A 25,617-nucleotide genomic window follows, 5' to 3' on the forward strand; every position below is an offset into this window, starting at 1 on the left:
GATAACGTTCCAAGATTCAGTGACTCATTTAGCTTCAAAAAATGTTTCACCGTACGCAAATCAACCACCCAACCAAGAAAATCATTCATGGAAGAATGGTTAGGCTTTTCCGGACAGGACGCCCGTAAAAGCTGGTTCTGGACAACATGTGACGCCGTCAAACAAAAAAGATCTTCTGGTTACTCTTGCATCTTGGCAAGAGTAACTGGCGCACAAGACACCAATGCCGCTGAAATTGGCAAACGCAATTGTGCGTCAAAATTTGGGGCCAATGGCTGGGGAATATAAAAATTGAGGTGCAGCGGTTTGGTGCGCGATTATTTTTGCCGATTTCAATGGCATCCCCGACAGCGCCCCAGTTCCTTTTGATGATGCAAAAGGAACCAAAAGCATCTTTTTAGGTTCAGTACGCGTTATCAGGGTCGGATTGATTCGCATCCTGCTCAAGCAATCCTGAAAAATCCATCCGGGATTTTTCCCCCTGAGAGCAGCGACCAAATCGACTTTCTTTAGATTTCACTCAATTCAAATCAGCTACCAAACGAAGAAAACCATTCACGGATGAATGGTTAGGCTTTTCCGGGCAGGACGCCCGTAAAAGCCGGTTCTGGACAACGTGCGACCAAGCCAAACAAAAAAAGATTTTCTGGTTACTCTTGCATCTTGGCAAGAGTAACTGGCGCACAGAGCACAAATGCCTCTGAAATTAGAAAACCTGATTGTGCGTCAAAATTTGGAGCCAATGGCTGGGGAATATAAAAATTGAGGTGCAGCGGTTTGGTGCGCGATTATTTTTGCCGATTTCAATGGCATCCCCGACAGCGCCCCAGTTCCTTTTGATGATGCAAAAGGAACCAAAAGCATCTTTTTAGGTTCAGTACGCGTTATCAGGGTCGGATTGATTCGCATCCTGCTCAAGATTTTTTGTTAGGGGATAATTGAAAAATCCTCCATGATTTTTCACCCTGAATTCAGTGACCGAATTGACTTTTTAAGAATGTTTCACTCTATTCAAACTAACCACCCAACCAAGAAAACCATTCCGGGAGAATGGTTAGGCTTTTCCGGGCAGGACGCCCGTAAAAGACGGTTCTGGACAACGCGCACCTCAGCCAAACAAAAAAAGATTTTCTGGTTCGTCTTTCATCTCTGAAAGATGAACTGGCGCACAGAGCACCGATGTATCTGAAATCGAAAAACAAGATTGTGCGTCAAATTTGGGAACCAAAGACTATTTACATAATTTCAATGCATTGCTCGACAAACTCAGAAGAAATATTAAACGACCAAACTCACGCCCAAATTCATCATCTCATCCCGTCCAGTCACCGTCATTCATGAACATTGATGAAAATCGCTGAACAACCGGATAAACCATTCGATTTTCGGATCATTGTGGCGTGTTTTATGCCAGTAAAGCGTCAGCTGATACTCCGGCACATCTAACGGTATAGGCGATAAACGCAGTGACAAACTTTCAGCAATGGTGTGAGCATACCGGGACGGTGCTGCCAGCAAATAGGATGTCTGCTGCACAAAATAAGGCGCAGCCAGAACACTGGCAGTGCGAATCGCAATCTGGCGCCTTTTTCTTTGCCGTGACAATGTCATATCAACAATGCCTCTGGGTTCATTCCACGGCGTGACCAAAACATGCGGATACTGAAGAAACTGAGCCAGTGAAAGATGCTCAGTCACCGGATGATGCTGACACCGCACACTGACATAGTGATCGCGCAACCAGACGAGACGATTCAGACTTTCTGATTCTTCCTGCTGATGTGCAAATCCGCACGCCAGATCGATGGCTGCGGATTTCAGTGCCGACTCTGGTAATCGTTCGGCCAACTGGATAAATTCAATGTGAATATGACGAAACGCCTCACTCAGATATGTGATGAATTCTCGCATACACCATGATGTATAATCCGTCACCGCGATCCTAAATACATGCGCATCCTCCGGTGTAAAAGGATGAGATGAGGCCAGCCCCTGCCCGAGTAATGCCAACCCCGGTAAAACCTGTTCAGCCAGCCGCTCGGAATAAGCGGTCGGCAACATTCGATTATCAATCCGAATGAAAAGGTCATCACCAAGCCGGTCTCTCAGGCGCTGCAACGCATGACTACACGCCGACTGACTGATGTTCAGTTCTTCGGCACTCAGCGTCACCGAGCCCGTGTGATATAAACTGGCAAATACCTTAAGTAAATTCAAATCAATATGAGGAAATTTACGCATGAATACCATTCATATGAAGACTGAATAAAGTGCATTTTATTCATAATTAATTTGAGCATACACTGTCACTAATCTGAGTCAACCCAAGAAAGGAAATCATGACCATTCATATCAGACCTGCCACAATTTCAGACGCTGCAACCATTTTGGATTTTATCAATCAACTGGCGATTTATGAGAAAGAGCCCAATGCTGTCGCCAATACGGTTGAAGCAATTGAACGCAAATTATTCGGTGATGACGTTCACGCCCATGCACTGATTTGTGAAGCGGATAATCAGCCCATCGGCTTTGCCGTTTACTTCTTCAACTATTCGACTTGGTTGGGGCAATATGGTCTGTATCTGGAGGATTTATATGTGAGTGAAGCGCACCGCGGCCTCGGCGCAGGCAAAGCGCTGATGAAATACCTCGCGCAACTGGCCGTCAGTAAAGATTGTGGCCGCTTTGAATGGACAGTCCTCGACTGGAATCAACCATCGATCGACTTTTATCAAAGTATCGGCGCCGAGCCTCAGGATGAATGGATCATCTATCGAATGACGGGGCAAGCCCTGCTCGATTTTGCCAAACAGGCATAAAGACCCCGACCATCCTCCCGGGTAAACCGCTGGCTAACACAGGTGTCGTTTCAAGCCCGCTTTTTCAAGAATGCGGGCTGAAATTTCCTCGACCGACAGTGAGCTGGTATTAATATAGGGAATCGCCTCACGGCGAAATAACGCTTCCACATTTGCCAGCTCATGTTCACATTGATGAACGCTGGCATATTCACTCCCTGCCAGACGATTCTGACGAATGGCCGTCAGGCGCTCCGCATTGATGGTCAGACCGAACAATTTATGCCGATGAATCTCAAACGCCGGGAGTAACTTGAGCGCGCGCATATCATCATGAATAAACGGGTAGTTGACCACCCGCAAGCCGAATTGCATCGCCATATACAGACTAGTTGGTGTTTTACCACTCCGGGAAACCCCGAGCAGCACAATATCTGCCTGTTCAATATCTTTCAGCGACATTCCGTCATCATGCGCCAGCGTATATTCAATTGCGGCAATCCGATCAAAATAAGTATCGGTATTTTTACTGATACTGCGTGAGCGCTGCAATTTGGGTTGAGGTTCGGTTTCAGTATCCGCTTGGACACGTTGAACAATATTTTCCAGCACATCATAGCAATGGGCTGACACTTGCAGCAGCCTGGCACGAATTTCCGGGACCACAATCGAGAAAAAAACTAATGGCGGCACACCGTGTCGTTGATAAGAAAATTCAATCTGTTTGATCACATCTGTCAATTTTTCATCACTCTCAACAAATGGAAACGTTTTCTCATTGGCGACGAAGGGAAACTGACCTAACACAGCATGTCCCAAGGTCTCACATGTAATCGCCGTACCATCAGAAACGTAGAATACGTCACGACTTTGACTATCAATCTGCATATTTTATTTAAACTTTCAAATTATTTTGATTAGCATCATTGTCACACTATAAATAGAACGACCCTCGGTATTCAACGACATGGACCACAGCTTTGAAAAGATCTTCGGTCATTTTTTTAGCAGGTTCATGTAAACGATTACCAAATCCAATAACAAAGTCATACTTCTGGAGAAAGAAATGCGCAACAATACCCTCTGGTTCAACAACTTATCGATGAACGATGTCGATAAGGTCGGTGGTAAAAATGCTTCGCTCGGTGAAATGGTTTCTAATCTGGCCAACGCTGGGGTCTCAGTGCCGAACGGCTTTGCGACCACCTCATTCGCATTTAATCAATTCCTAGATTATGAGGGGTTAGATCATCGCATTCATCAACTGCTTGATACACTCAACGTTGACGATGTCGATGCATTACGCCAGACCGGTGCGACCATTCGTCAATGGATTTTACAAGCACCCTTTCCTGCTGATTTAGAACAGGAAATTCGTGACAACTATGCTGAATTAACCGGAAACAACGCTGAAATTTCCGTTGCAGTCCGTTCATCTGCCACCGCTGAAGATTTACCGGATGCCTCTTTTGCGGGGCAGCAAGAAACCTTCCTGAATGTCAAAGGCATCGACGCTGTCCTTGAAGCGACCAAGCATGTCTACGCATCTTTATTTAATGATCGCGCCATCTCGTACCGGGTGCATCAGGGCTTTGATCATCGCGGCATTGCGTTATCAGCCGGGATTCAACGGATGGTACGCTCAGACAAAGCCGCTTCCGGAGTGATGTTTACACTGGATACAGAATCAGGCTTTGATCAAGTGGTGTTTATCACTTCGGCTTGGGGACTGGGTGAAATGGTCGTTCAGGGAGCCGTCAACCCTGATGAGTTCTATGTCCATAAACCGTTGCTGGAAGCCGGTCAAACCGCCATTGTGAAGAAAACCTTCGGCTCTAAAATGGTGAAGATGATTTACTCTGAGCGGCAAGAAATCGGCAAGCAGGTCGAGATTATCGACACCAGCGAGCAAGAGCGTCAGCAGTTCTCTTTAAATGATGATGAAATCAGAGCACTTGCCCAACAGGCGCTGATCATTGAACAACATTATCAGCGCCCGATGGACATCGAATGGGCCAAAGATGGCATTGACGGCAAGCTTTATATTGTTCAGGCCCGGCCGGAAACGGTTTGCTCCCAGAATGAAACCAGTGTGATTGAGCGCTTCCAACTCAATGCCAAGGCAGATGTGCTGCTGGAAGGCCGGGCCATCGGTCAGCGTATCGGGTCAGGCACGGTGCGTCTGGTTGATTCTCTCGATCAAATGTCACTGGTACAGCAAGGCGATATTCTGGTTACGGATATGACCGACCCCGATTGGGAACCCGTGATGAAAAAAGCGGCCGCGATTGTGACCAACCGAGGCGGCCGAACCTGCCATGCTGCGATTATCGCCCGTGAACTGGGTATTCCGGCGATTGTCGGCTGTGGTACCGCCACCAGCGATCTACAAGACGGTGCACAGGTCACGGCGTCATGTGCCGAAGGCGAAACGGGTTATGTTTACCGGGGTGAGCTCGATTTTGAAGTGCGTCGTTCTTCGGTCGATGAGCTACCCAACTTACCGACTAAAGTCATGATGAATGTGGGTAACCCCGACCGTGCTTTCGATTTTGCTCAGATTCCCAATGAAGGGGTTGGCTTGGCACGCCTTGAATTTATCATCAACAAGATGATCGGGATTCACCCGAAAGCGTTGTTGCAGTTTGATGCGCAAGATGATGCCCTCAAAGCTGAAATTCGTCAGCGAATCAAAGGATATCAGGATCCGATCGATTTTTACGTCAGTAAACTGACGGAAGGCATTGCGACGATTGCTGCGGCCTTCTGGCCGAAACGCGTGATTGTCCGGATGTCTGACTTCAAATCAAACGAGTACAGCAATCTGGTCGGTGGTCGCAACTACGAGCCGCATGAAGAGAATCCGATGCTTGGTTTCCGTGGTGCCTCTCGCTACATTTCATCGACCTTTGAAGACTGTTTTGAGCTCGAAACCCGGGCGATCAAACGGGTTCGTCAGGAAATGGGGCTGAAAAACGTCGAGATTATGATCCCATTTGTTCGCACGCCGGATGAGGCATCGTCGGTTATTGAATTGCTGGCTAAATTTGGTCTGCAACGGGGTGAGCAAGGACTGAAAGTCATCATGATGTGTGAATTACCATCCAATGCCGTACTGGCGGATGAGTTTTTGAAGTACTTTGACGGTTTCTCGATTGGCTCGAATGATATGACTCAGCTAACACTGGGGCTGGATCGAGATTCTGGGGATGTCGCTCACCTGTTTGACGAGCGTAACCCTGCCGTGAAAGCGATGCTGAAAATGGCCATTGAAGCAGCGACCAATGCCGGCAAATATGTCGGAATCTGCGGTCAAGGCCCGTCTGATCATGACGATTTGGCGGCATGGCTGATGGAACAGGGGATTAGTTCTGTGTCACTCAACCCAGATACAGTGATTGATACTTGGCTGAAATTGGGGCAAGTCGCTCAGTCCAACTAGTTCGACAGCGTGCAGTCATTTTATGCGCGTCATCAACCGTATCGGGCACCTATCTGGGTGCCCGATATCCAGCTTCGCTCATTTTGCTATCTCAGCCACCGCTCAAACCTCATCTTCAACGCCACTCGATTGCTTGATCGCCTCGACCAAAAGATTTAACGCCTCCTCCACATCCTGAGTGAGTTCAAAACCGATATTGATTCGGAAACAATCATCGTAGAGTGACAGCGTACTGAAGAGCTCCCCCAACCGAATGTCAATCTGATAGGCTTCAATCAGCGCAGCAAACCGGGTGTGATTGAGATGAGGTACTTGTAGCCAGAGTACCATCCCCCCTTGAGGATTGCTGATCTTCACTTCGTCAGGCAAGCGCGCCGATAAAAAACTGAGATACGCTTGTTTTAAATTGAGTAACCGGTTGCGCCGGCGTTTCAATTGTTTGGCATAGTGACCAGATTCAATAAAATCAGCTACAGCAAGCTGAATCGGCAAAGAAACACCAAAGAAAGCAGCCGTATACTGCTGCACATACGCTGTGGTGAACCGACCGGGCAAACACCAGCCCAAACGATAGCTGGGCGATAAGCTTTTCGATATCGAACCACACCACAGGATGTAACCACCTTGATCATAATACTTGGCGGGTAAAGGCGTGTGTTCAGCATAAGAGAGCTCAAGATAGACATCATCTTCGATGATCGGCACTTGGTAATGGTTTGCCAGCGCCGCCAACTGCCGCTTTTGCTGAACAGACATCGTGATCCCTTGCGGGTTCATATGCGATGTGCAGAAAATACCGGCTTTCACACTGCCTTGGCGTAAATGCTGTTCAAGTTGGTCCAGATCGATCCCTTCGTCCAATGATGGGATTTCGACAATCTGACGCCCCATTTGGCCAAGCAAATCTAAAATACCGCTAAAACAGGGTGAACTGATGGCAATCGCATCCCCGACTTGCGTACAAGCTTCGACTGCCAATTTGATTGCCGGCATACACCCGGATGTGATCACCAGTTCATCTGGGGTGAGATGAAGCCCGAGCTTGGCAAAATGAGTACTGAGGGCATGACGTAGTGATGGTTCCCCCTGCGGATGAGGATATTGATTGAGTCGCTGCCCGAGTCGCTTGCTAACGCGCCGAAAACTCTGCTTAAGCGCATTCAGCGCCACATCATCCAGATAGGTCGTTGAAATCCCGAGTGGTCCGTTGTGTCCGGCAGGAGAAACGTATCTTTGCCTGACCTGAGAAACCCGACTCACAAACTGCGCCCACTGCGGTGTGTGATGTTGATGACACAAGGGCGACACATAATACCCAGCCTGAGGACGCGCATGGATCCAACCTTGAGATTCCAGTTCTTGGTAACAACTCACCGCTGTAGACATGCTGACGGCTTGTTGTTTCGCGAATTGTCGTAGTGAAGGCAGACGACTTCCCTCCGGCAACTGCCCCGCTTCAATCTCGCGTATCAATTGACTCGCCATCATCTTATACAAACTCATAGGCCACCACTGTACTGCTTTAAATCTAAAAAATTGTATCTGTCCCCTTAACTGTACCCAAGTCATACTACTTTTCAAGCAAAAAGGAGAGCAGTGATCCCCGCGATATTCTTTATCCGCAGGCCGAATGTTGCTTGGCGTTATTTATTTGCTTATGGCTTCGTGTTTAAATTCTGCGGAATATGTTCTTCGTTTAGTCGTCGATACTCCTCTTAGGCATAATATGCCTCTTTATGGGTATGTCCGTAAAATACGGGTAGAACTCCTAGAAACCTACTTGTACGGGGGTAATACCAGTCAGCTTAACTGACTGGCATTACCTCTTATCCGGGGGTTTTATTTAATTCATTTTCATAGGGTCAACTTGTAACAGTCCGTTCTATATATTCTCTGCGCGAAAAATAGAGATTTAAGGTTCCCCCCCAAAACACACCATCAATAACTCCGCATAGAAATCCATAAATTAAATTAAAGTTTAGACTGAGGCTATACTCGGGAAATATAGACAAACAAGCAGTCAATACGAATTTAGTTAAAAATGCTATAAGAATGAAAATGAGTGTTAGTGTAGTTCCAGGTCTAATTACGAGCGCTGTTCCAGTAATAAATTTCAACCGAGGGGTTCTTCGCCATAACATCCATCCTACGGCTCCACCACTCAATAATCCAATTGCAGAACAGACTAATCCAATGTTAGGAAAGTGCAACTCATTAACAACTCCGGCTCCTCCCCAGAATAAAAATACAACAGGCAGTAAAAATAGCCTTTTTATTTCCATTTCCCGGTCGTGTAATGCTATAACGCCTCTTAATAGCAAAAAGACGAAAAGAATCCATACCCACATGGGTGTACCTTCCAAAATACTGAGAACAGTCATTACTATACCCCCGCTTGCCGAACACGATAATGATTACGAACGAACTTTGGTAGATACTTTGACAAGTAAACACCAACACAGATGAGACCTATTGTTACCATCCTTAATTCTGCAGACCATTCAAACAAAAAGTTTAAAACACCATTAATAGCAAAAATAATCACCCACACAAGTGTTATATATTTATTAATCATGTAAAATAGAATGTGTTTTTGCTTTTCTTCAGAAACACCTATTTTTGCATAATGTATCGTGAATGGTTTCTTAATTACTAAGCTAACAAACGACACGAAAGCTAAGCAGATATAACAAAAGCTTGTTGGATATTCATTTAAGAGTTGCGAATACCCCCCGAAGTAATTAATAAATAAAATGAATACAGTTACCAGGTTTGTGATAACCACAGGTTCACCTTCTATTATTATCTTTCGATTTATTACTAGTATTGCTAATACAATTAAGGCTAGAATAATAAATCTTTCGGTCATACTCATTACGCTTTTGTGTACAACCCATGAGTATATGCTCCATGGAACAAATGATATGATAACATTAAACATACTAATACAGTTAACCATTATTTATTAGTGGCAAAATGACCACATGTATATCGTTTTTTACTTTCAGATTGAATGTAAAAAACTCCGGAATTACTCTTAATGCCATCGCTCTTTATTATTAGTTTATAGTTTTCATCAGGGCACACAGCATCTATAAACTTAACCTTAGACAGTTCAATCAACGTATTACTGAAATCTATCTTTAAACCCTTAAATAACAGCTCTGTGAGCAATGAGCCAGGACAGACAGCTCTACTAGGGAAATGTTCCTCAAATAGTGGGTGCTTGCGTTCAAACTTAAAACGAAAGGAGTTATCGGATACATTAGAAAAAGTCCATAATTGCTTAACTTTATAAGCAAAACCTCTCTTATTAATTTTTTGTGGCAAGTAAACTTTTGCGACAAGTATTGTAGCCAGAGCTAGTTCCTGTCTTAAATTATCGGTTTTATCCGATATCCAACAATGTATGCGGTATACATCATTTACCAACTCTATATTACCAGAGATATCCACTACCTCCGGTAATTCGAAAACTTTTGTTTCAAATTCATCAATTAGCACTGGTAGATATCGATAATCCGGGTCCTTAAGTAAAGAAGTTCTGGTCGCAAATCGAACTGCAAATTGGTTCATTCCTTCAATAAGCTGACTTATCTGGGAGTGTAATCTCGACTGATCCCAATGAGCTAAATTTAATGTACCTATTGCAAAATCGTCTTTAGTTTTGTCTATGACCGAACAAATTCCGAGGAAGTTAGGCCCGTCAATATGTTCTTCGTTTATAGCCATGACTCTGGAACCTTTTTGTATTTTGCTCTTAAGTCCTCGGATTTAAGCCCGAATGAATGATCTCTATAACGCAAACGATAATGAGCAATAAGAGTCGGAATCCTGCATGAAAAAAAACCGAGCAAACTGGCCTCTGATTCCACGTTTAATTTACTCATTACGCTGCCTATCATGAAGTCAACATTAGGCTTTAAACCTGTTTGATTTGTGATCACTTCGGATAATTCTTTGAATGGAGCCATTGAGCCAGTGCTATCATCAAAGAAGGCATCACAACGAGGATCTCTGAGCATAACTGGATGTCCAAAACCGGGCCATGGTTTATCTGTACAATACTTTTTCGCTGCTAATTCAATGTTTCCTTGCTCAAGTTCAGATTTGATGCTAACGAAACGCATAGTACTAAATTTACAGGCCCCCATATGTGATGGTCCAGTAGCACAAAAGCTTCCTACCAGAGATGCCCCAATCCGACTTTTTGTGCTTGCAATAAACCGAATTGCTGCAGTGGTTGGAGTAACGACCCCAAAGCCACCTATTAGAAGTGACATAAATTGTTCAAGCTTGAACTTACTTAATGTAATAAGATTTGCTTTAGGCTGTAGTGCATTCCAGAATTCATGTACGAATGACTGACTATCCTGAATATTATCGATTAATTTTGGTTCGGGATATCTACCTGTAGCTAAAGTAATAAAGAGAGGCATTAGCAACACTATCCCTAAAGATTTATCTTCACTCAAAAAGTCATTCAAATCTTCCGTTCCAATAAACCGCTCAATTACGCCAAGAATAAATGAGAAACGCTGAAACACACTTAAGTGTTGATCATATTGTAATAGTTGATATGTACTATCAATGATCTGGATAATATCTTTCGATTTAATCAGCGCTATTTGCTCCTCTACCAATTTACTAACCTCTGATTCTGTTATCCGATTTCCCGTCAGAATGAACCACACATTAGATAAAAAAGAATAATTTTGTGCCAACTTTATTACATTTTCTGACCTTACAAGTAACTGATTATTATCAATATCGAATTGGTCTATTTGCTCATTCATTTCACATTACCTGCATTTTATGTTGTGGACTCAAGCTATATAAACGCAAATCAACATTACCTACTGACAACATTTTTTTACAGGTAATATCAGCCATGTCTTGATTGAGGTAATTCACTTCGTAAAGAAAGTTTGGTTCTCGTTCTATAATCTGTACAGGAGAATCAATTGTGTTTGCAATCTGCTGATAGAGCTTTGATTTATTTGAAATAGATGAAGAAAGTATTATTAAATCAACACCTTTGTAATTAAAATCTTCCCCTGCTATACAAGAGAACTTAACTCTTTCTTCACTGATATCACTTTTACATCGCCAATTGTCAAATACGCATTTTGCAAGCTTTACTGCAGTAGCATCATAATCGATCGCCCTAATCTTCACGTCAGAATTTCTAATCCACATCAAAGCGCTCGAAGGCATCGGGCCGCAACCAACATGACACATGATTCTGGGCTTAGTCTCTAACAAATCATTTTCAGCATTGAATAATTGTCGATAGAATTCAATAAATTCACCTATGTTAATTCCTGAAGAGCCAGTCTTAGATTCAGTACCACGGTGGGAATTTCCCATCATTTTTGCAATTGCTAGTTCACATTTCATTTCATAGTCTAGAGACAATGAATCTAATTCACTTAACAAAGATTGATGTTCGCATATGAATTTTTCAATAACACAATAATCAGAATGCTTGATTAATCTAATCTGCTCACTAACGTCCTGCAGTTTATGATACAAGTCTAGCGACAAGATTGATTTACTATCAATTGGGTTACTAACAATATCTTTTATTTGACAAACTAAGTTCTCAATCGAAATCATTTAGTTATCCTTTTATCACAAACTAATAATAGTTTCCCCCGGGCTGAATATTCGAAATCATTTAAGCTCACCACAACAACTGATATCCTTCCTCGGTTTTTCATATAGGCTTCAAAAATCTCAGGTATCTCGCTCACGTTTCTTTCAATATTAGCAAGTACATTGTGGTCAAGTTGTTCAGCACATAACTTTATCGTCATCAACTCCTGCAATTCATCAGTAAGAGATAAAACAATCTGAATCGTAGGTATCCGAGCAATAGCATTAATTCTCGAAGCAACTAACTCATGACTGATCAGATTGCCCATAAAATTGAATTCAATTGGTTTTCTCCTAATGTTTTTGAAGTAAAGTTTACCGTTACTTAAAGTTAGATCACCAAAATCACCAATCGGATAGCGAATAAGCGTAGATGTAGATTGATCATCTAGAGAAGTAGCCAATAGACCATCATCACTTGTATATTCAAAAAAATAATCTTCATCGAAGAGCTGATAACAGTTTGGGTCGTCTTTTAATGACATACCAATAAAACCACACTCAGACAGCCCATACAATCCAAAGATCTGTAGCTCGTCTCCTAATCGTCTTCTCAGATATTTGGTATGAGCAGGCAACATCGGCTCACCAGTAAAAACCACTTTATCTATCGGTATCGAACGACCTAAACGCTCCATATGCTCAACAAACTGAATTATCGTCGTCGGTACACCAAACAATACTGTCAACCCTACATCATTTAGATAATCAAAATGTGTCTGACCCAAGAGTGAAATATCCCCGACAGGTATCACACTCGATTTACAGTTCTTAAGTATCTCGCACGCAGAATAATGTAGAGACGAGAACAAATTGATTGTAAATAAATTCCCGACAACATCTCCCGGGCAAAAAACTCCATGCGTTCGAAAGTTTACTATCAAATTATGTTCAGACGGTGAAACTGAATCGTTCCGCGATTTAAGAGCGACCTTAATACATTTAAGTTGCCCAGTTGTTCCGCTTGTCGCACCTAATAACATCGGTCCAGAATAATCGCGTTTGTTATGAGCTACCCATTCCATGGGTAGCTGAGAACCGGCAATAACCGATTTGGAAAACTCTTCATAACATGTGTAAGATATTCCTGTGGTTTGTTCCAATTCAGCCCGATGTGCCATAAAGCTAGTAGCACAGTTATAGTCAGTCATTATTTCACCCGTTTGATCAAAATTTCACATCCTAAGGCTGCGATACCTTCACCTAGAGTAGCTGTACATTTGAAGGCAGGTGATTCACAGCACTGGATTAGTTTGCCAATACCATCAAACGTATATTTTTCTTCAGTAGACATATCACATACGCCGCATTCATGACGTGACTTATTAAATAGTTCAAGAGCCTCTGCACTAGCATCCGATAATGGCTCGTGAATGAGTAGGGTTCCACCAAGATCAAGTACACGACATAGTTCTTGCATACCGAGTTCTGGTTCAGCCCAGTGATGAATTACAGAACGTGCATAAATTAAAGAGAAAGATCGGTCAGCGAAAGGTAATTTGCTCACGTTTGCTTCAACGATGTTGACCTTGTCTTCTAGGTCTAAATCTTTAACTTTTGCTAAGCAAAATCCGACCATTTCAGGGTCTAAGTCTGCACCGTTAAATTTGAATTCATTCAATTGATTCTCGCCCAGTAAATCAAAGAGCATGTGACCAGTACCCATGCCAATATCTAGCAATGATTTCTGATCTGAAGTAATGTCTTTAATTTCTTCCAAAATGCGTTGCTTAAGATAATTATTCCATGGAAGAGTTCCTTCAACTGCAAATTTTTCATAATGTTCTGGGGTTAAATCTACTAGTAAATCAGACATATAAAGCTCCATAAAGTTGTTTATTACTATCTAATATCTACATCAATTTTGTTGGAAATAATACAATTATCAATTATCGAATTAAATTCGTAGCTCAACAGTGATATAGTAATGAATACATTTTCTGCGAGAAAATAATTTACATAAAAACACTTCTCTTTAAGTGAATTTATACTCCCAATATATAAGAATTCAATTACGTTATCGCTAATACATTTCAACATATAATCATCGGGATTAAATGTCGATTTATAACGACCAGAAATTGACTTATATAAACTTTCCATTGCACTAAATATAACTATACTCAGTTTTTCTATACTAAAACCCACATAATTACTCTGCTTGTATCTTGATAAATAATCAATCATGAACGGTCTGACACGACCTTCAGTTATAATGTCCTCTACATCTACTCCAATGGAGCTTACTTTTGTATCATGTGACACTAGTGTTACACTCATATTGTTGCTATGACTTATTGAATATGGTGTAGGCCAAGGAACAGAGCTAATCACAGGCATATAGTATTCAGTAAAAATTACTTTTGTCATTTCTCTGACAAGAGAAGTTCTTGCCTTACGATTTACGGTTATTGGCAAATACTTGTGAATACTATTTTTATTCAAAAACCATTTATATAATGAGTGTTCAATAACACAAAGAAATAACGTTCTATCTTTGTTTATATATATACCATCCATTCAGAAATAAATATCAACTATGAATTTTGATTTTCCCTGTTCTTGTTCTTTGAATTTTCCTAGCAATAATTTCAATAGAATAATGATACCATTCTCCTTCAAGAATATTTTTAACTCTATTCAGCTCTGACTCGGAAATATCATTATCCATGATCAGTTTAATTTTCCCTAAGTCATCTTTTTTAAAATAATGTTTGAGATTGCCAACATAAAGTAATATATCATTCGATATAAGTTGAATAGGGACGAACTTCCCATTATATTTAAATTCATTCACTGAACGCGATATCCAGTAATAATACCCATTAGAGTCCATCTTGAATAAATCACCGGAATTGATCCATTCTGGTTTTGGACTCAATTCAAGAACAGAGTTAACATAACCATCAAAAGAAAATGGGGATTGATAAACCATATGATAACCACAATCTGAATCCAGTTCTTCGCCTTGTGATAATTGTACCTTTATTTCAGGTACCATAACTTTACCTGGAGCGACAACCCCAACATAACTAGTGTTCTCAATATCGGTAACAGAAGTCAGTTTATTACAGAATATTCTGGGTCCTGATTCAGTTTGACCAAAATTATTCCAAAGCACTTCACAATATGGAATCATACTTTTAGCCTGAACTGTAAGAAGTCGATCAGAAGCATTAAGAATATTTTTCAGCTTAATATTTCTTTTCTCAAATATCTTACTAATCGGCAACATCCAATCACCAATTAATGGAAGATTTGTGATTTTGTTTCTTTCTACCAATTCACCTATTGTACTGATGTTATACAAATCAAAAAATAAATCTCCCTCAGATATGAAGCTGCACAACATGGTGGATAACCCATACATATACTGAACCGGGAAAAAGCAAAGAGTTTTATCATTTGAATTCAGAGTTAAATACTCTGCCACATGAACAGCATTCCCGATCAGTTTATCTTCGTGATACTGAATCAATTTCGGTCTGCTCGTTGTACCTGAAGTACAGAAATAAAACCGGGCACAGGCATAATGCGATTCTGCTAACTCATATCCATTCACAGGCAGAGATATTTCACCACCGAATGACACACTTATCCGCTGATTTAGAGCAACAATTTCTCGGATATCTTTATGCATAACATACGTTGCAATAGCAGAACTATCGATCGTTTCTTGGACTATACTGAGATCATTAACATTGACTATGAATGCCCTTACCCGAAGCAAAGATGCAGTGAAATAACTCAGCATACCTTCCAAGTTATTACGAATTACAAAGACAAAAAGTTTATCAGTACCATTTACTCCCAACTTTTCGACACTTTGGCTGATTTCCCAGGCACAACTTAAGGCCATTCTTTCAACCTCAACTGAAGAATAGATATTATCGAAAAATTTAACCGACCACTTTCTATTTAAAAGGGATTTCATTGACATCATAATTTAACCTTACATATAAGCGGGATTACCAATTACTAAACTGCCAGCCCCACCCCCCATTCCAAATGAGTTTTTTAATGTAAATTTCACTGGCGCATGAATATCATTCAAAACCAGAGGAAGGTCACCGGGTAATTGAGGATCGACTTCAATACAATTTTTCACTTTTGGTAAGTAGTCTTTCTGGAACGAAACCAGAATTCCCAACATTTCCATCGCACCAGCCGCAGCAATGAGATGTCCATGAAATGACTTAGTCGCAACAATCAAAGGAAGTTTGTGACCAGAAAAAACTTTTTTTATTGCGCTAGATTCATGAATATCGTTCTGTTGCGTGGAAGTCCCATGGGTATTAATAACATCAATTAAGTCAGGGGATAATCCAGAATCAGCTAGAGCTCTTTCCATTGATAACTTCATTTCCAAATCATCAATGTGAGGCATAACAATATGTTGTGCACATAGCGAACCTCCATATCCTAGAAGAATGGCAAGCGGTTTATCACCACGTTCAAGAACTTTCGATAATTTTTCAACAGCGAACAACCCGGCCCCCTCACTCAATACAAAACCGCTTCTCCGTCTGTCAAACGGTCTTGACCTCTCAGTTCCTTTAAAATTTTGGTCTGTAGAAATCACCCCCATCCCTTCCAATCTTGCCAAATTTAATGGTGTAACTTTTGCAGAAATTCCACCACAGATTGCAGCATCAAGATCTCCACGGCTTACTGCTCGCATCGCCAACCCAATACTTTGAGTTGAGGCCGAACATAGCCCGAGATGTCCAAAACTAAGCCCTGAAAATGGGATTATTTCATTGATCACCTTCAGAACTGCAGTTGTATCAAGGTCTAAAAAGTCACTAATTTTAAAATGGTTCAACGCTGCATTAACTAAAGCCTTCCGGTCATCGCAATTATCTAGCGTTTGGCAAAAATCGATACATTGCTCTATATCTATTGCTGGCTCATCTATCCCAACAATACATCCCACTCGTTCTGAATCGTAATGATCTAGAAGTTTCAAACTACCATTTAGTCGCTTAGCCGCTTGCTTAGCGTAATACAGTTCACCATTACGAAAATTTTTATGTCGAGGCCAACAGACATTCTCATTCCCTTCTATTGGTAAACCAGCATCATGAGTCTCGAACTCGGAATGATGAAATTTATGAATTTCACGTACACCACTAGCATCATTAATGAAATTATCATAAATTTCATCGAGACTTGAACCCAGCGGGGTTATCGCACCGTAAGCACTAATACACAATGGATCTTCTGATATACAGTTTTTCATATTCTTACTTCTTAATCAGTGTTTTATCAACCAAATACAACCGTAACCATAATTAATCCCTGCACCGTTTAACATTACAGTTGTATTCTTAGGAATCGTAGGATCATTCAAGCAACATAGAATATCTAATACATTGTTTAGTTTTCCCGTATACCCGGTAATAAGCTTATAATTGATAACCTTAGTATTTGGAAATACCTTGTTGATAGCGTCAGTCTCCGCCAGATTTTGTTCTTTTATCCCATTGGCATAACTGACAATAATATCCGGTTCACCATGAGCCTCTCGCTCACGATTAAACAACTGTTCCCAATCGAGAATATCGAATTTCATTTTAGGTCTGTATTTAACAGTAACAGATAGAATCTGACCTATGGCATCTTCAGGATCACTGTCAAGAAGTAAAACTGCCGCCCCCCAACTTGGGATAATGCCAGATACTGAATCATTACGTTCTCGTATTTCATTAAATTTTTTAAAGACAGCAAGACTTTCAAATGATTTCATATTTGCTGCACTCACTACTAAAGCGACATCCCGCTCAAACTCAATGTCTGAGCAAGCCAACTTTAAAGCTGTCAAACCACTCAATGAAGCAGTTCTTAGTGGCGTACCTTCTTCGTGATCGAGCAACACCTTTGATGTGTGATATAAAACATTAGTAGGTAACAAACGAAGCATATCAAGTGGGTTGCTAGTATTTTTATATTCTTTAATACGTAAAAACAGACTTTCACTACCCGGATACCGTTTACAAACATCGTGAATATTCACGAAACTATGTTCTTCACTATCTGCTGCTGTGTATAATTTAGCTTCTGAGAGACACGTAAGGTCTACCTTACAGCTCAGGTCAGACAAAGCATTCAGTACTAGTTTTGACATACTGTTCAAAACAGATCGATCTTCACGCTGAACCAGAGATTTATCCTTTAATGCCGGATGCAAACTTTCGTAATAATCAACTGAGTCCAAGTTAATCTTAGACTCACTAAATAATAGATATTTCAATTTGTCACTATCACATGCGTATTCCTGATGTATACCGTAATTTTTTATATAAACAGGGTGCATTATTTTTCCCCGATCAACTGAGATTCAACTACTTTATTTATAAACTCAAGAGTAAAGAATGAGTATAGCTGTTTAAATTCAATATTTTTACTAATCGGAGTTTTAGCGAACTCCCCAATTAGCTCATTTATTTTAGATAAGCCAACTTCAGTCCATTCCTTTTTATCAAATGAATATAAAGTTTCCTGCGTTGACCATTGATTTATCGGCCACAAATTATCTGGTGTAATTTCAATATTGAAATGTTTTTTTAACTCGAACGCAAAATCAATGTAGTCAATCGATGTCATTCCATAATCTGAAAATAAAGATTTGTTTTTTTCTACATTTTCATCCTCATCCAGATACATTATTTCCTTAAAAATACTGTTTATTTTTTTAATATTCATTATCTTATTCCTTCACCATTACCAATTATTAAAGACGTTCCTGTTGTAGTAATAAGTCCACCTAAAAATGCCATAATACATTTGACGACATCATCCACATTAAGAATTTTTCTCATAGGGATATTTTTAATTATGCTAGATATATTTTCACCTCGACTTTGACAATATTCATCTAACATTTTTGTTTTTATATATCCTGGGCTAATACATATAGTCCGAATATTAAATCTCGCTTCCTCAAGAGCCAAGGTGGATAGATACCTTTCCATAGCTTGTTTTGTTGCGCCATAGATTGAATTGCCTACACTTGTTCGTTGTGATGCTACTGAACTTATAAACACTAATTTACTGTCTTTAAGTTTGTTCTGTTTCATCTTCATTACAACAGCATTAAAGATTGCGACGCCTGACAAAAAATTCAGTGACGTAGTATCCCTCAGCATTGAAAACTCTAGGTCGCTACATAATTTAGCGGGGTTGTACCCAGCACAATAAATTGCAACCTCAAACTCAATATCGGATACTAAACAGCAAAATTCCCGTACCGAGTTTTCCGAAGTTAAATCTAATTTTATTGCTGAAACTTTATCACCATAATTCGTCTTGATTAACTCGCAAGCAGAACGATTAGAATTCCAAGTGAACACAACAGAAAAACCATCCATGATTAACTTTTCTATTAAACCTTGACCCACTTCCGAGGTTCCTGCAATTATTAACGCTAATTTATTATTATCCAGAAAATCAAAAGATAATAAACTCCCACAACTGGAATACATAAATCACTCCGGTTAATATATAGTTAAAAACAATTTAATACATTAAATGCTTTATCGTAATTTCATATCAATTATATTCATTCAAACCTATAAATATGAGACACAAATCACATGTTGATACTTAATTTATATCTCTATTATTTTTTAGTAACTTAATAGTTGCGTTTTAAAATCAATAGTTATCCATACCTTTATATAATAAAGGTATATATTTTATCTATAATCTAAATATTTAATTTTTATAAATATTTAATCGTTATCTTTATTAAAGATTACTCTTTAATTTACGCTATTTTTTATTTTGGAGGAATTTACTTTGCATTGCTCTACTTACAGGCAATTTATTCCCAGAAATTAACACATACATTTTACCAGTAATTTCTTTTTTTACTTTTTCTATTTCACTAACTCTCACAACAATGGAACGGTGTATCTGCCAAAAATCGTCCGGGTCCAATTGTTCAATCAAATCACGTAAGCAACCCCTTATCAAATATGATTTTGTCTTTCCAACTTCTTTTTTGTATACAGTTATATATTTATCTTCAGCCTTGAAATACTGTACATCAGACATATGAATTAGTTCGATCTCATCTCTGTTTAGCACTCGCAACCACTTAAGTGGCGTCTTAGATGATTGCGTTGTGATCTGTTTAAGTTGTAAAGCTAACTCATTAAGATAATTCTGCTCGCCACCATTTCTATCACGTTTCAATCTGTCTTTGACTTTCTCTACGCATTTCGCTAGTCGCTCCAACGTAATCGGTTTAAGCAAATAATCCAGAGCATTTGCTTCAAATGCATTGACTGCATATTCATCATAAGCTGTAACAAATACAATATAAGGTGGGTGTTCTAATTGCATGAGTCTATTTGCTAGTTCTATCCCATCGAGCCGTGGCATACGAATATCTAAGAAAACAACATCAGGATTTTTTTCAATGATGGAACCTAGAGCTTCTTCGCCATCACTAACCGTATCTTTTATATCTAATTCAGGCCATACGTCTGCTAACATTCTATTAAGCTGATAACTCAGTAATGCTTCATCATCTGCTAAAATTGCTGTAAGAGATTCATTCATAAGTTATTTCCTGATTCAAAAGATATTCATCATTTCCTGGCAGTATTATTTCGGCTGTCATTCCTCTATCACGATTCTCTTTCAGACTGAATTCAGCTTTATCTTGGTAAATTGCCTGTAACCGTTTTCGAATGTTATCAAGTCCAACACCATTCCCCCCGACATTGAAGGAATCATGCATACTACCTCCATTATCGATAACCTGAATAATTATCTGATTGTTTTTTTTCAATACATAAACATTCACATTTCCATGTGAAGAGTTTGGCTCTATCCCATGTTTTATTGAATTCTCTACAAGAGGTTGAATTAGCATGGGAGGAATTAAGAAATTACTTGTACTAATTTCACTCTTCACTGTGTAACTAAGACGATCACCCAACCTTATCTTCTGAATTGCTAGATAAGAATCCACAAGCGATAATTCTTCACTTAGATAAGTAACACCTTTCCGATATTTTTTTAATCCTCCACGCAGTAAATCTGTAAAATGACCTAATAACTGTTTAGCTTTTCTAGGGTCCGTATCTATTAAAACGTCAAGATTAGCCAGCGTATTAAAGAGAAAGTGAGGTTCAATTTGGCTTTGTAACTGCTTAAGCTGACTCAAAGCAAGCGTCTTTTTTTGCTCAGATTGTTTCCGTTTAGAAACTTCTAATGCATTTTGTGCATTGAGTTTTTGTTCATGTATGTATAGAAATGAAATGCAGACCAGGGAGAAAATGAATCCCAGAGAAACCGTTACCTTCAGACTCGCTATAAACTCATTATAAGATATCGGATATGACCAGTATATTGCATTAGTACTGCCAAGGATTAAACAACAGATCAAAGCTATGGTATTTGTTTTGAATTCAGACAGATTCGGATAACGCCATTTTAATAATCGACCACTGAACAACGCGCTATATCCATATCCAAAACTAACAATTATCTTAACGTGAAACAGCAACCACCATTCTTGAGAGTTCTCTTCTAAAGGGACAAACAACATAAGCAGGCCAGACACTGCCAAACAATACAAACTTGTTTGAAGAAACTGAGATCGAAAACTTCTGTCACTCCGAGAGATAGGTCTCATCAAAAACTTCCCTTTATATTAAATATAAATCTATGACGATCCGGTATGTTGGCGTATACCGAACTATCAAGTCCAGTGCAAGAACGCGCAGCTAGTTGCATCTGTATATCAAAACTTCCCGAATCGAATATTGAGTATGATAGCCATTGAGTTACCACAAGTCCGCCATCCGATGGCGAGATCAAAAGATCTAATGTTGGTTTAACTCCCATTAGCCACTGGTTTTGATCAGCGTTTAAGCTAAGATGAAGCATTATATTATGTCTCACCATATTCGTATTTTCTAGACCATTGCTATAAGACTGAACTAGCCCAGTTTTCCCAAGTTTTTCTCGGAGAGTTTGAACTCGGTTAAAAGCCGTTGCCCATCTTTTGTGATCCCAACTTCGAGAGTCATACCAATACTCGCCTATGATATTTACCCCTTGCGTATCTGCCCAATTAAAACCAAGCAAGAATTGGTAAACATCATTACATGCACCCATACCGACCTCTTCATTAAATGACCGGAGCTGATAACTTATGTCACGTTTCGAATATACAAAGGAACTGTGCATTTCCCACGCTGGGTCTAATACTTTTACAACCGACCCTCCAACTGTATCCTGACGTATCTGATCAAAATATAAGATTCCCTGATATTCAGTCCCATTAACAAGCGTATAATGCCGTATCCCTATTCCATGCTGATTTGGGATATCATCATCATCTAAAGAATCTGTGGCCCACGATTCATCAGTTGCAACTAACGACCATTGACCATCGCCGTCGAAATAAGACAAATTCACAATACCCACACCTTCATCAACCTGAATTCCTAATGGATTACGGTGATAATTTTTGAAAATATCAAGTGGTCTATATCCATAGCCGACCCCCCAATCAAGGCGTTGTTTGCCTAACGTCAGATCATACTGTGTTTCAAGGAAATCAATCTCAGGTTGCCAATACACTTCTGGCACCAAAAGATAAGCATTAAAATCATCTGTCGAATCTGAACTTAGCAAATTTTCTCCCATTACTGTTACATTACCAAACCATTCATCATGTGTAATTTTCGCCGTTACGACTGAGTCAACTGAATAGTCTGTACCGGGAGACTCAACGGTAGATAATATAGTAGACCGAGTATCCATTGCAGAAGCACTTGTTTGCCAGCTCAAATCGACACCGCCAGCAACACAGTAACGAACTACTGTTAAACTTAACAAAGACACAAGACCCAGTATGAGCTTACTCACCCATCAACCCTTGACTGTCGAATCAAATAAGCCGGATTATAATATTTATCATCAAGGTGATAAGGCGTAACTTCTTGGTACTCAATAACTGTCTTTAGGTTTGGTCTAATTCGATCGAGTAATGTCATAGAGACAATTTTATTAGGGTGTTCTTTGTTATCTGGATAGAAGAAAGCTTGCTTAGCTAACTTTTGTGACTGTAAATATAAATCAGCTCTAATCGGGAAATCAGTTTGAGGATTAACCCAGAGGATGATTTTTTTATATGTCACAGCCTTATTTTTTGCATTCAGTACTAATTTGGCCTCAACGAAAGATTGTCCATGCATATCTATATTACTCAACCCGGTATAGTCAGCCGTGTATTGTTCACTCCAATTTAACGTCGCAATATCGCCAATAGAGGCACTACCAAGTAATTTCTGCATAGGAGTGATTCTTATAGGTCTATGGCTATTAGGCATTAGTAACCAAAAATTATCTGAAAGCATTAACAATTTCTGACCATCTTCAACATTGGATTTGAATAGAACAAGAGATTTTCGTTCTGGATGTGTATAAACCCAATAAAGTCTAGTTTTATCCAATGTATTGTCTTTATACAGTTTCACTAACGTAACGACCTTAGCCTCAGGAAGTCTTAAGCGATATTGGTCTACCCGGTTTAACATCCGAGATGCACTTTCGGCATGAACTTGTAACGGTAGTCCCATCTCCCCTGTTATAACAATCACAACAGTCAATAAATACCTAAACATGTATAAGAGCCTCAATAATTGGAGTTTTCACGCCTTTTCTTGATGAGAACCAGGCCGCAATTAAACATACGATCATCACTATACCGGCCACATAAGAAAATAGCTCAAACGAGAAAGTTAGGTGAAGTGGATAACTTTGCGTTCTACCAGGTGCTGGAGGCATATTCACAACACAAATGGTCAATAAATAAGAAACAAATGCAGCAGCAACACCACCAATTGCAGAGCCAACGAGTGCTAAAATTCCCGATTCAATCAGAAAGCCTCGAATTATTTCTCCTGGATATGCCCCTATTGCGGCAAGTGTACCTATCTCCCGAGTTCTTTCAGTTACTGATGTAATCATCGAACTGTATAGTGCAATAAATACTACTAAAGCCATTACGCCTCCCATTATCGCGAAGATCCGGTTATACAAATTCTTCACTTTGGTATAGAAGATCGCTAGATTTTGCCAAGGCGTGGTAATGACTTTGTTCACCAATTTTTTTCTTTTCAATACTTTATCTATTTCTTCTCTTATAAGTGAAGTTTGTTTAGTCCGATATAAGTAAACGGATAAAGTACTTACCTTGCTAGTTGCTATAAGTGACTTCGCGAGCTCAACAGGGATATACAACTGTCGCTTATCTAAATCTGGAATCCCCGACGAAAAAATGCCACTCACTTTAAAGTCTACAGCATTCAACACGCCATCACTGGTAGTCGTAAGTAAAGTGACCCAATCACCTACTGCTACTTTTAAGTTTTTTGCTAACCCACTACCAAGCATAACCTGTTGTTCTTCAACCTCTTTTACTGCTTTTGAAGAATCGGTTAAAGGACTTCCAGATTTAATGTTCAGGAATTCTCCTTTAATAACAAACTCTTTAGGACTTATACCAGTACCCATGTATATGGTCGATTTGTCACCATTACTAATCAGTCCATTAAACTGAATCCGAGGTAATATTGCCCTGATCCCTTTTATCGCTGCTAACTGCCTAGTTAATTTAATGGAATTACTCAGGCCATTAGTCATGGGCGTATCTTCTTCTTGTTTAAAATAAGATGGAGAACTCAGAGTTATGTGCCCAATACTCATGGCTGTTTCATTTTCCAACGCCCGGTAGGTATAAAGACCAAATCCACCGGCACAACATAGTGCAAATACAGCAACGGTAATGATTACTACCGATAGTAATGAGCGACGTTTATTGCGTAGAAGATTGAGGGCCGATAACTTGATCGACTGTAGGATTATATCTCCCATTGAGTTTTCTTCTCCGAAAGTTGACCATCAACAAGATTAATCTCCCTATCGCAACGTTGCGCCATTCGTGCATCATGAGTAGCTATTATGAAAGTTGTTCCCATCTCATGACCTAATTCTTTCATCAAATCAATCACCATCGTGGCTGATTTGCTATCAAGACTTGCTGTTGGTTCATCAGCTATGACTATTTCTGGAAGGCTAACAAGCGCTCTAGCAATCGCGACCCTCTGCTGTTGTCCCCCAGAAAGTGTTTCAGGCCTATGATGTATAAATTGCTCTAAACCAACCTTACACAACATAGTTTCAGCTTTCTCACGATGAAGTTTTCGCTCAATTTTGTTTAATAACAGGGGATACGCCACATTATCTAACGCCGACATAACAGGTATCAGATTGAATCGTTGGAATATAAATCCAAGTTTGGTGCGTCGCTGTAATGTGGCCTCTCTTATTTGTTTAGGGAGAGGTTGCCCATCTATGGACACTTGACCGGAATAGTCTAAATCCAGTATCCCCAAAATATTTAGTAAAGTACTTTTACCTGAACCAGAAGGACCGCACAGCGCCGTCATTTCACTGGTTTCAATACGCCCACTAACAGATGAAAGGGCATTCACTGATTGCTTACCTAATGAATATTTTTTAGTAATCTCCGAAAAAGATAACATCGATTTCCCTACCATATAAAACAATAAGGGCAATCTATAACTGATCTGAAAACAATACCAATCAACGCGATAAACTGTAATTATCCGACGTGAACTGCCATATATAAGAGTGAAATGCCATTCTTTTCATATAGCTTTCAGTTTT

At 39.9% G+C, this 25,617-nt stretch carries 23 protein-coding genes; 3 read left to right on the plus strand and 20 right to left on the minus strand.

Annotation, left to right across the window (positions count from 1 at the left end; all coding sequences use genetic code 11):
* Window positions 1-87: 87 nt before the first annotated feature.
* Window positions 88-288 (plus strand): hypothetical protein, encoded by a 201-nt coding sequence (locus OCU60_RS11315; RefSeq protein WP_074373293.1) that lies wholly within the window; start codon window positions 88-90, stop codon window positions 286-288.
* A 1,047-nt stretch (window positions 289-1,335) separates the two neighbouring features.
* Here the strand turns inward: OCU60_RS11315 and OCU60_RS11320 are convergent.
* The gene (locus tag OCU60_RS11320; RefSeq protein ID WP_074373290.1) at window positions 1,336-2,241 is read right to left on the minus strand and encodes a LysR family transcriptional regulator; all 906 of its coding nucleotides are present in this window, start codon (window positions 2,239-2,241) and stop codon (window positions 1,336-1,338) included.
* A gap of 98 nt (window positions 2,242-2,339) precedes the next feature.
* Between OCU60_RS11320 and OCU60_RS11325 the strand changes: the two genes are divergently transcribed.
* On the plus strand, window positions 2,340-2,822 hold the full coding sequence (locus tag OCU60_RS11325; RefSeq protein ID WP_074373289.1) for a GNAT family N-acetyltransferase: 483 nt from the start codon (window positions 2,340-2,342) through the stop codon (window positions 2,820-2,822).
* Between the two features lie 33 nt (window positions 2,823-2,855).
* Here OCU60_RS11325 and ppsR read toward each other — a convergent pair whose 3' ends face one another.
* A complete protein-coding gene (gene ppsR, locus OCU60_RS11330) occupies window positions 2,856-3,689 on the minus strand; it encodes a posphoenolpyruvate synthetase regulatory kinase/phosphorylase PpsR (RefSeq protein ID WP_074373288.1) in 834 nt (277 codons plus the stop codon).
* Between the two features lie 178 nt (window positions 3,690-3,867).
* Here ppsR and ppsA point away from each other — a divergent pair, with 178 nt between their 5' ends.
* Window positions 3,868-6,243 carry a phosphoenolpyruvate synthase gene (gene ppsA, locus OCU60_RS11335; RefSeq protein ID WP_074373287.1) on the plus strand — a complete coding sequence of 792 codons (2,376 nt, stop codon included), beginning with the start codon at window positions 3,868-3,870 and terminating at the stop codon, window positions 6,241-6,243.
* Between the two features lie 102 nt (window positions 6,244-6,345).
* On the opposite strand, the gene OCU60_RS11340 is transcribed toward ppsA, so the two are convergent.
* The 18 genes from OCU60_RS11340 to OCU60_RS11425 form a co-directional block, all read right to left on the minus strand.
* Window positions 6,346-7,746 (minus strand): aminotransferase-like domain-containing protein, encoded by a 1,401-nt coding sequence (locus OCU60_RS11340; RefSeq protein ID WP_205410496.1) that lies wholly within the window; start codon window positions 7,744-7,746, stop codon window positions 6,346-6,348.
* A 359-nt stretch (window positions 7,747-8,105) separates the two neighbouring features.
* Window positions 8,106-8,624, minus strand: coding sequence for a DUF6622 family protein (locus tag OCU60_RS11345; RefSeq protein WP_074373285.1), 519 nt, complete (start codon window positions 8,622-8,624; stop codon window positions 8,106-8,108).
* Between the two features lie 577 nt (window positions 8,625-9,201).
* Window positions 9,202-9,975, minus strand: coding sequence for a hypothetical protein (locus tag OCU60_RS11350; protein WP_074373284.1), 774 nt, complete (start codon window positions 9,973-9,975; stop codon window positions 9,202-9,204).
* Window positions 9,966-11,039 carry a citrate/2-methylcitrate synthase gene (locus OCU60_RS11355; protein WP_074373283.1) on the minus strand — a complete coding sequence of 358 codons (1,074 nt, stop codon included), beginning with the start codon at window positions 11,037-11,039 and terminating at the stop codon, window positions 9,966-9,968. The genes OCU60_RS11350 and OCU60_RS11355 overlap by 10 nt, the downstream gene beginning before the upstream one ends.
* 1 nt (window position 11,040) lies before the next feature.
* The gene (locus OCU60_RS11360; protein ID WP_074373282.1) at window positions 11,041-11,862 is read right to left on the minus strand and encodes a hypothetical protein; all 822 of its coding nucleotides are present in this window, start codon (window positions 11,860-11,862) and stop codon (window positions 11,041-11,043) included.
* Window positions 11,859-13,052 carry an AMP-binding protein gene (locus OCU60_RS11365; protein WP_074373281.1) on the minus strand — a complete coding sequence of 398 codons (1,194 nt, stop codon included), beginning with the start codon at window positions 13,050-13,052 and terminating at the stop codon, window positions 11,859-11,861. Before OCU60_RS11365 ends, OCU60_RS11360 begins: the two co-directional genes overlap by 4 nt.
* Window positions 13,052-13,717 (minus strand): class I SAM-dependent methyltransferase, encoded by a 666-nt coding sequence (locus tag OCU60_RS11370; protein ID WP_074373280.1) that lies wholly within the window; start codon window positions 13,715-13,717, stop codon window positions 13,052-13,054. The genes OCU60_RS11365 and OCU60_RS11370 overlap by 1 nt, the downstream gene beginning before the upstream one ends.
* Before the next feature lie 717 nt (window positions 13,718-14,434).
* Window positions 14,435-15,844 carry an AMP-binding protein gene (locus tag OCU60_RS11375; RefSeq protein WP_074373278.1) on the minus strand — a complete coding sequence of 470 codons (1,410 nt, stop codon included), beginning with the start codon at window positions 15,842-15,844 and terminating at the stop codon, window positions 14,435-14,437.
* A 9-nt stretch (window positions 15,845-15,853) separates the two neighbouring features.
* Window positions 15,854-17,143 (minus strand): beta-ketoacyl-[acyl-carrier-protein] synthase family protein, encoded by a 1,290-nt coding sequence (locus tag OCU60_RS11380; RefSeq protein ID WP_074373277.1) that lies wholly within the window; start codon window positions 17,141-17,143, stop codon window positions 15,854-15,856.
* A gap of 15 nt (window positions 17,144-17,158) precedes the next feature.
* The gene (locus tag OCU60_RS11385; protein ID WP_074373276.1) at window positions 17,159-18,217 is read right to left on the minus strand and encodes a hypothetical protein; all 1,059 of its coding nucleotides are present in this window, start codon (window positions 18,215-18,217) and stop codon (window positions 17,159-17,161) included.
* On the minus strand, window positions 18,217-18,606 hold the full coding sequence (locus tag OCU60_RS11390) for an acyl carrier protein (RefSeq protein ID WP_074373275.1): 390 nt from the start codon (window positions 18,604-18,606) through the stop codon (window positions 18,217-18,219). The genes OCU60_RS11385 and OCU60_RS11390 overlap by 1 nt, the downstream gene beginning before the upstream one ends.
* Window positions 18,606-19,385, minus strand: a complete 780-nt coding sequence (locus OCU60_RS11395) for an SDR family NAD(P)-dependent oxidoreductase (protein WP_074373274.1) — start codon at window positions 19,383-19,385, stop codon at window positions 18,606-18,608. The genes OCU60_RS11390 and OCU60_RS11395 overlap by 1 nt, the downstream gene beginning before the upstream one ends.
* A 289-nt stretch (window positions 19,386-19,674) precedes the next feature.
* Window positions 19,675-20,469 carry a LytR/AlgR family response regulator transcription factor gene (locus OCU60_RS11400; RefSeq protein WP_074373273.1) on the minus strand — a complete coding sequence of 265 codons (795 nt, stop codon included), beginning with the start codon at window positions 20,467-20,469 and terminating at the stop codon, window positions 19,675-19,677.
* Entirely contained in the window at window positions 20,462-21,550 is a 1,089-nt protein-coding gene (locus OCU60_RS11405; protein ID WP_074373272.1) for a sensor histidine kinase, read from the minus strand. The genes OCU60_RS11400 and OCU60_RS11405 overlap by 8 nt, the downstream gene beginning before the upstream one ends.
* A complete protein-coding gene (locus OCU60_RS11410; RefSeq protein WP_074373271.1) occupies window positions 21,550-22,791 on the minus strand; it encodes a hypothetical protein in 1,242 nt (413 codons plus the stop codon). The genes OCU60_RS11405 and OCU60_RS11410 overlap by 1 nt, the downstream gene beginning before the upstream one ends.
* Window positions 22,788-23,549 (minus strand): outer membrane lipoprotein-sorting protein, encoded by a 762-nt coding sequence (locus OCU60_RS11415; RefSeq protein ID WP_074373270.1) that lies wholly within the window; start codon window positions 23,547-23,549, stop codon window positions 22,788-22,790. Before OCU60_RS11415 ends, OCU60_RS11410 begins: the two co-directional genes overlap by 4 nt.
* Window positions 23,542-24,801, minus strand: a complete 1,260-nt coding sequence (locus tag OCU60_RS11420) for an ABC transporter permease (RefSeq protein WP_074373269.1) — start codon at window positions 24,799-24,801, stop codon at window positions 23,542-23,544. The genes OCU60_RS11415 and OCU60_RS11420 overlap by 8 nt, the downstream gene beginning before the upstream one ends.
* Window positions 24,789-25,472, minus strand: a complete 684-nt coding sequence (locus OCU60_RS11425; RefSeq protein ID WP_074373268.1) for an ABC transporter ATP-binding protein — start codon at window positions 25,470-25,472, stop codon at window positions 24,789-24,791. Before OCU60_RS11425 ends, OCU60_RS11420 begins: the two co-directional genes overlap by 13 nt.
* Between the last annotated feature and the right edge of the window lie 145 nt (window positions 25,473-25,617).

Origin of the sequence: Vibrio spartinae, from assembly GCF_024347135.1 — a bacterium.
GTDB lineage: Bacteria > Pseudomonadota > Gammaproteobacteria > Enterobacterales > Vibrionaceae > Vibrio > Vibrio spartinae.

Excerpts from the sequence above, each read along its gene's own strand:
- OCU60_RS11315 (WP_074373293.1), top strand. The coding sequence starts at position 88 with ATGGAAGAATGGTTAGGCTTTTCCGGACAGGACGCCCGTAAAAGCTGG.
- OCU60_RS11320 (WP_074373290.1), bottom strand. The coding sequence starts at position 2,241 with ATGCGTAAATTTCCTCATATTGATTTGAATTTACTTAAGGTATTTGCC.
- OCU60_RS11325 (WP_074373289.1), top strand. The coding sequence starts at position 2,340 with ATGACCATTCATATCAGACCTGCCACAATTTCAGACGCTGCAACCATT.
- ppsR (WP_074373288.1), bottom strand. The coding sequence starts at position 3,689 with ATGCAGATTGATAGTCAAAGTCGTGACGTATTCTACGTTTCTGATGGT.
- ppsA (WP_074373287.1), top strand. The coding sequence starts at position 3,868 with ATGCGCAACAATACCCTCTGGTTCAACAACTTATCGATGAACGATGTC.
- OCU60_RS11340 (WP_205410496.1), bottom strand. The coding sequence starts at position 7,746 with ATGAGTTTGTATAAGATGATGGCGAGTCAATTGATACGCGAGATTGAA.
- OCU60_RS11345 (WP_074373285.1), bottom strand. The coding sequence starts at position 8,624 with ATGACTGTTCTCAGTATTTTGGAAGGTACACCCATGTGGGTATGGATT.
- OCU60_RS11350 (WP_074373284.1), bottom strand. The coding sequence starts at position 9,975 with ATGGCTATAAACGAAGAACATATTGACGGGCCTAACTTCCTCGGAATT.
- OCU60_RS11355 (WP_074373283.1), bottom strand. The coding sequence starts at position 11,039 with ATGAATGAGCAAATAGACCAATTCGATATTGATAATAATCAGTTACTT.
- OCU60_RS11360 (WP_074373282.1), bottom strand. The coding sequence starts at position 11,862 with ATGATTTCGATTGAGAACTTAGTTTGTCAAATAAAAGATATTGTTAGT.
- OCU60_RS11365 (WP_074373281.1), bottom strand. The coding sequence starts at position 13,052 with ATGACTGACTATAACTGTGCTACTAGCTTTATGGCACATCGGGCTGAA.
- OCU60_RS11370 (WP_074373280.1), bottom strand. The coding sequence starts at position 13,717 with ATGTCTGATTTACTAGTAGATTTAACCCCAGAACATTATGAAAAATTT.
- OCU60_RS11375 (WP_074373278.1), bottom strand. The coding sequence starts at position 15,844 with ATGATGTCAATGAAATCCCTTTTAAATAGAAAGTGGTCGGTTAAATTT.
- OCU60_RS11380 (WP_074373277.1), bottom strand. The coding sequence starts at position 17,143 with ATGAAAAACTGTATATCAGAAGATCCATTGTGTATTAGTGCTTACGGT.
- OCU60_RS11385 (WP_074373276.1), bottom strand. The coding sequence starts at position 18,217 with ATGCACCCTGTTTATATAAAAAATTACGGTATACATCAGGAATACGCA.
- OCU60_RS11390 (WP_074373275.1), bottom strand. The coding sequence starts at position 18,606 with ATGAATATTAAAAAAATAAACAGTATTTTTAAGGAAATAATGTATCTG.
- OCU60_RS11395 (WP_074373274.1), bottom strand. The coding sequence starts at position 19,385 with ATGTATTCCAGTTGTGGGAGTTTATTATCTTTTGATTTTCTGGATAAT.
- OCU60_RS11400 (WP_074373273.1), bottom strand. The coding sequence starts at position 20,469 with ATGAATGAATCTCTTACAGCAATTTTAGCAGATGATGAAGCATTACTG.
- OCU60_RS11405 (WP_074373272.1), bottom strand. The coding sequence starts at position 21,550 with ATGAGACCTATCTCTCGGAGTGACAGAAGTTTTCGATCTCAGTTTCTT.
- OCU60_RS11415 (WP_074373270.1), bottom strand. The coding sequence starts at position 23,549 with ATGTTTAGGTATTTATTGACTGTTGTGATTGTTATAACAGGGGAGATG.
- OCU60_RS11420 (WP_074373269.1), bottom strand. The coding sequence starts at position 24,801 with ATGGGAGATATAATCCTACAGTCGATCAAGTTATCGGCCCTCAATCTT.
- OCU60_RS11425 (WP_074373268.1), bottom strand. The coding sequence starts at position 25,472 with ATGTTATCTTTTTCGGAGATTACTAAAAAATATTCATTAGGTAAGCAA.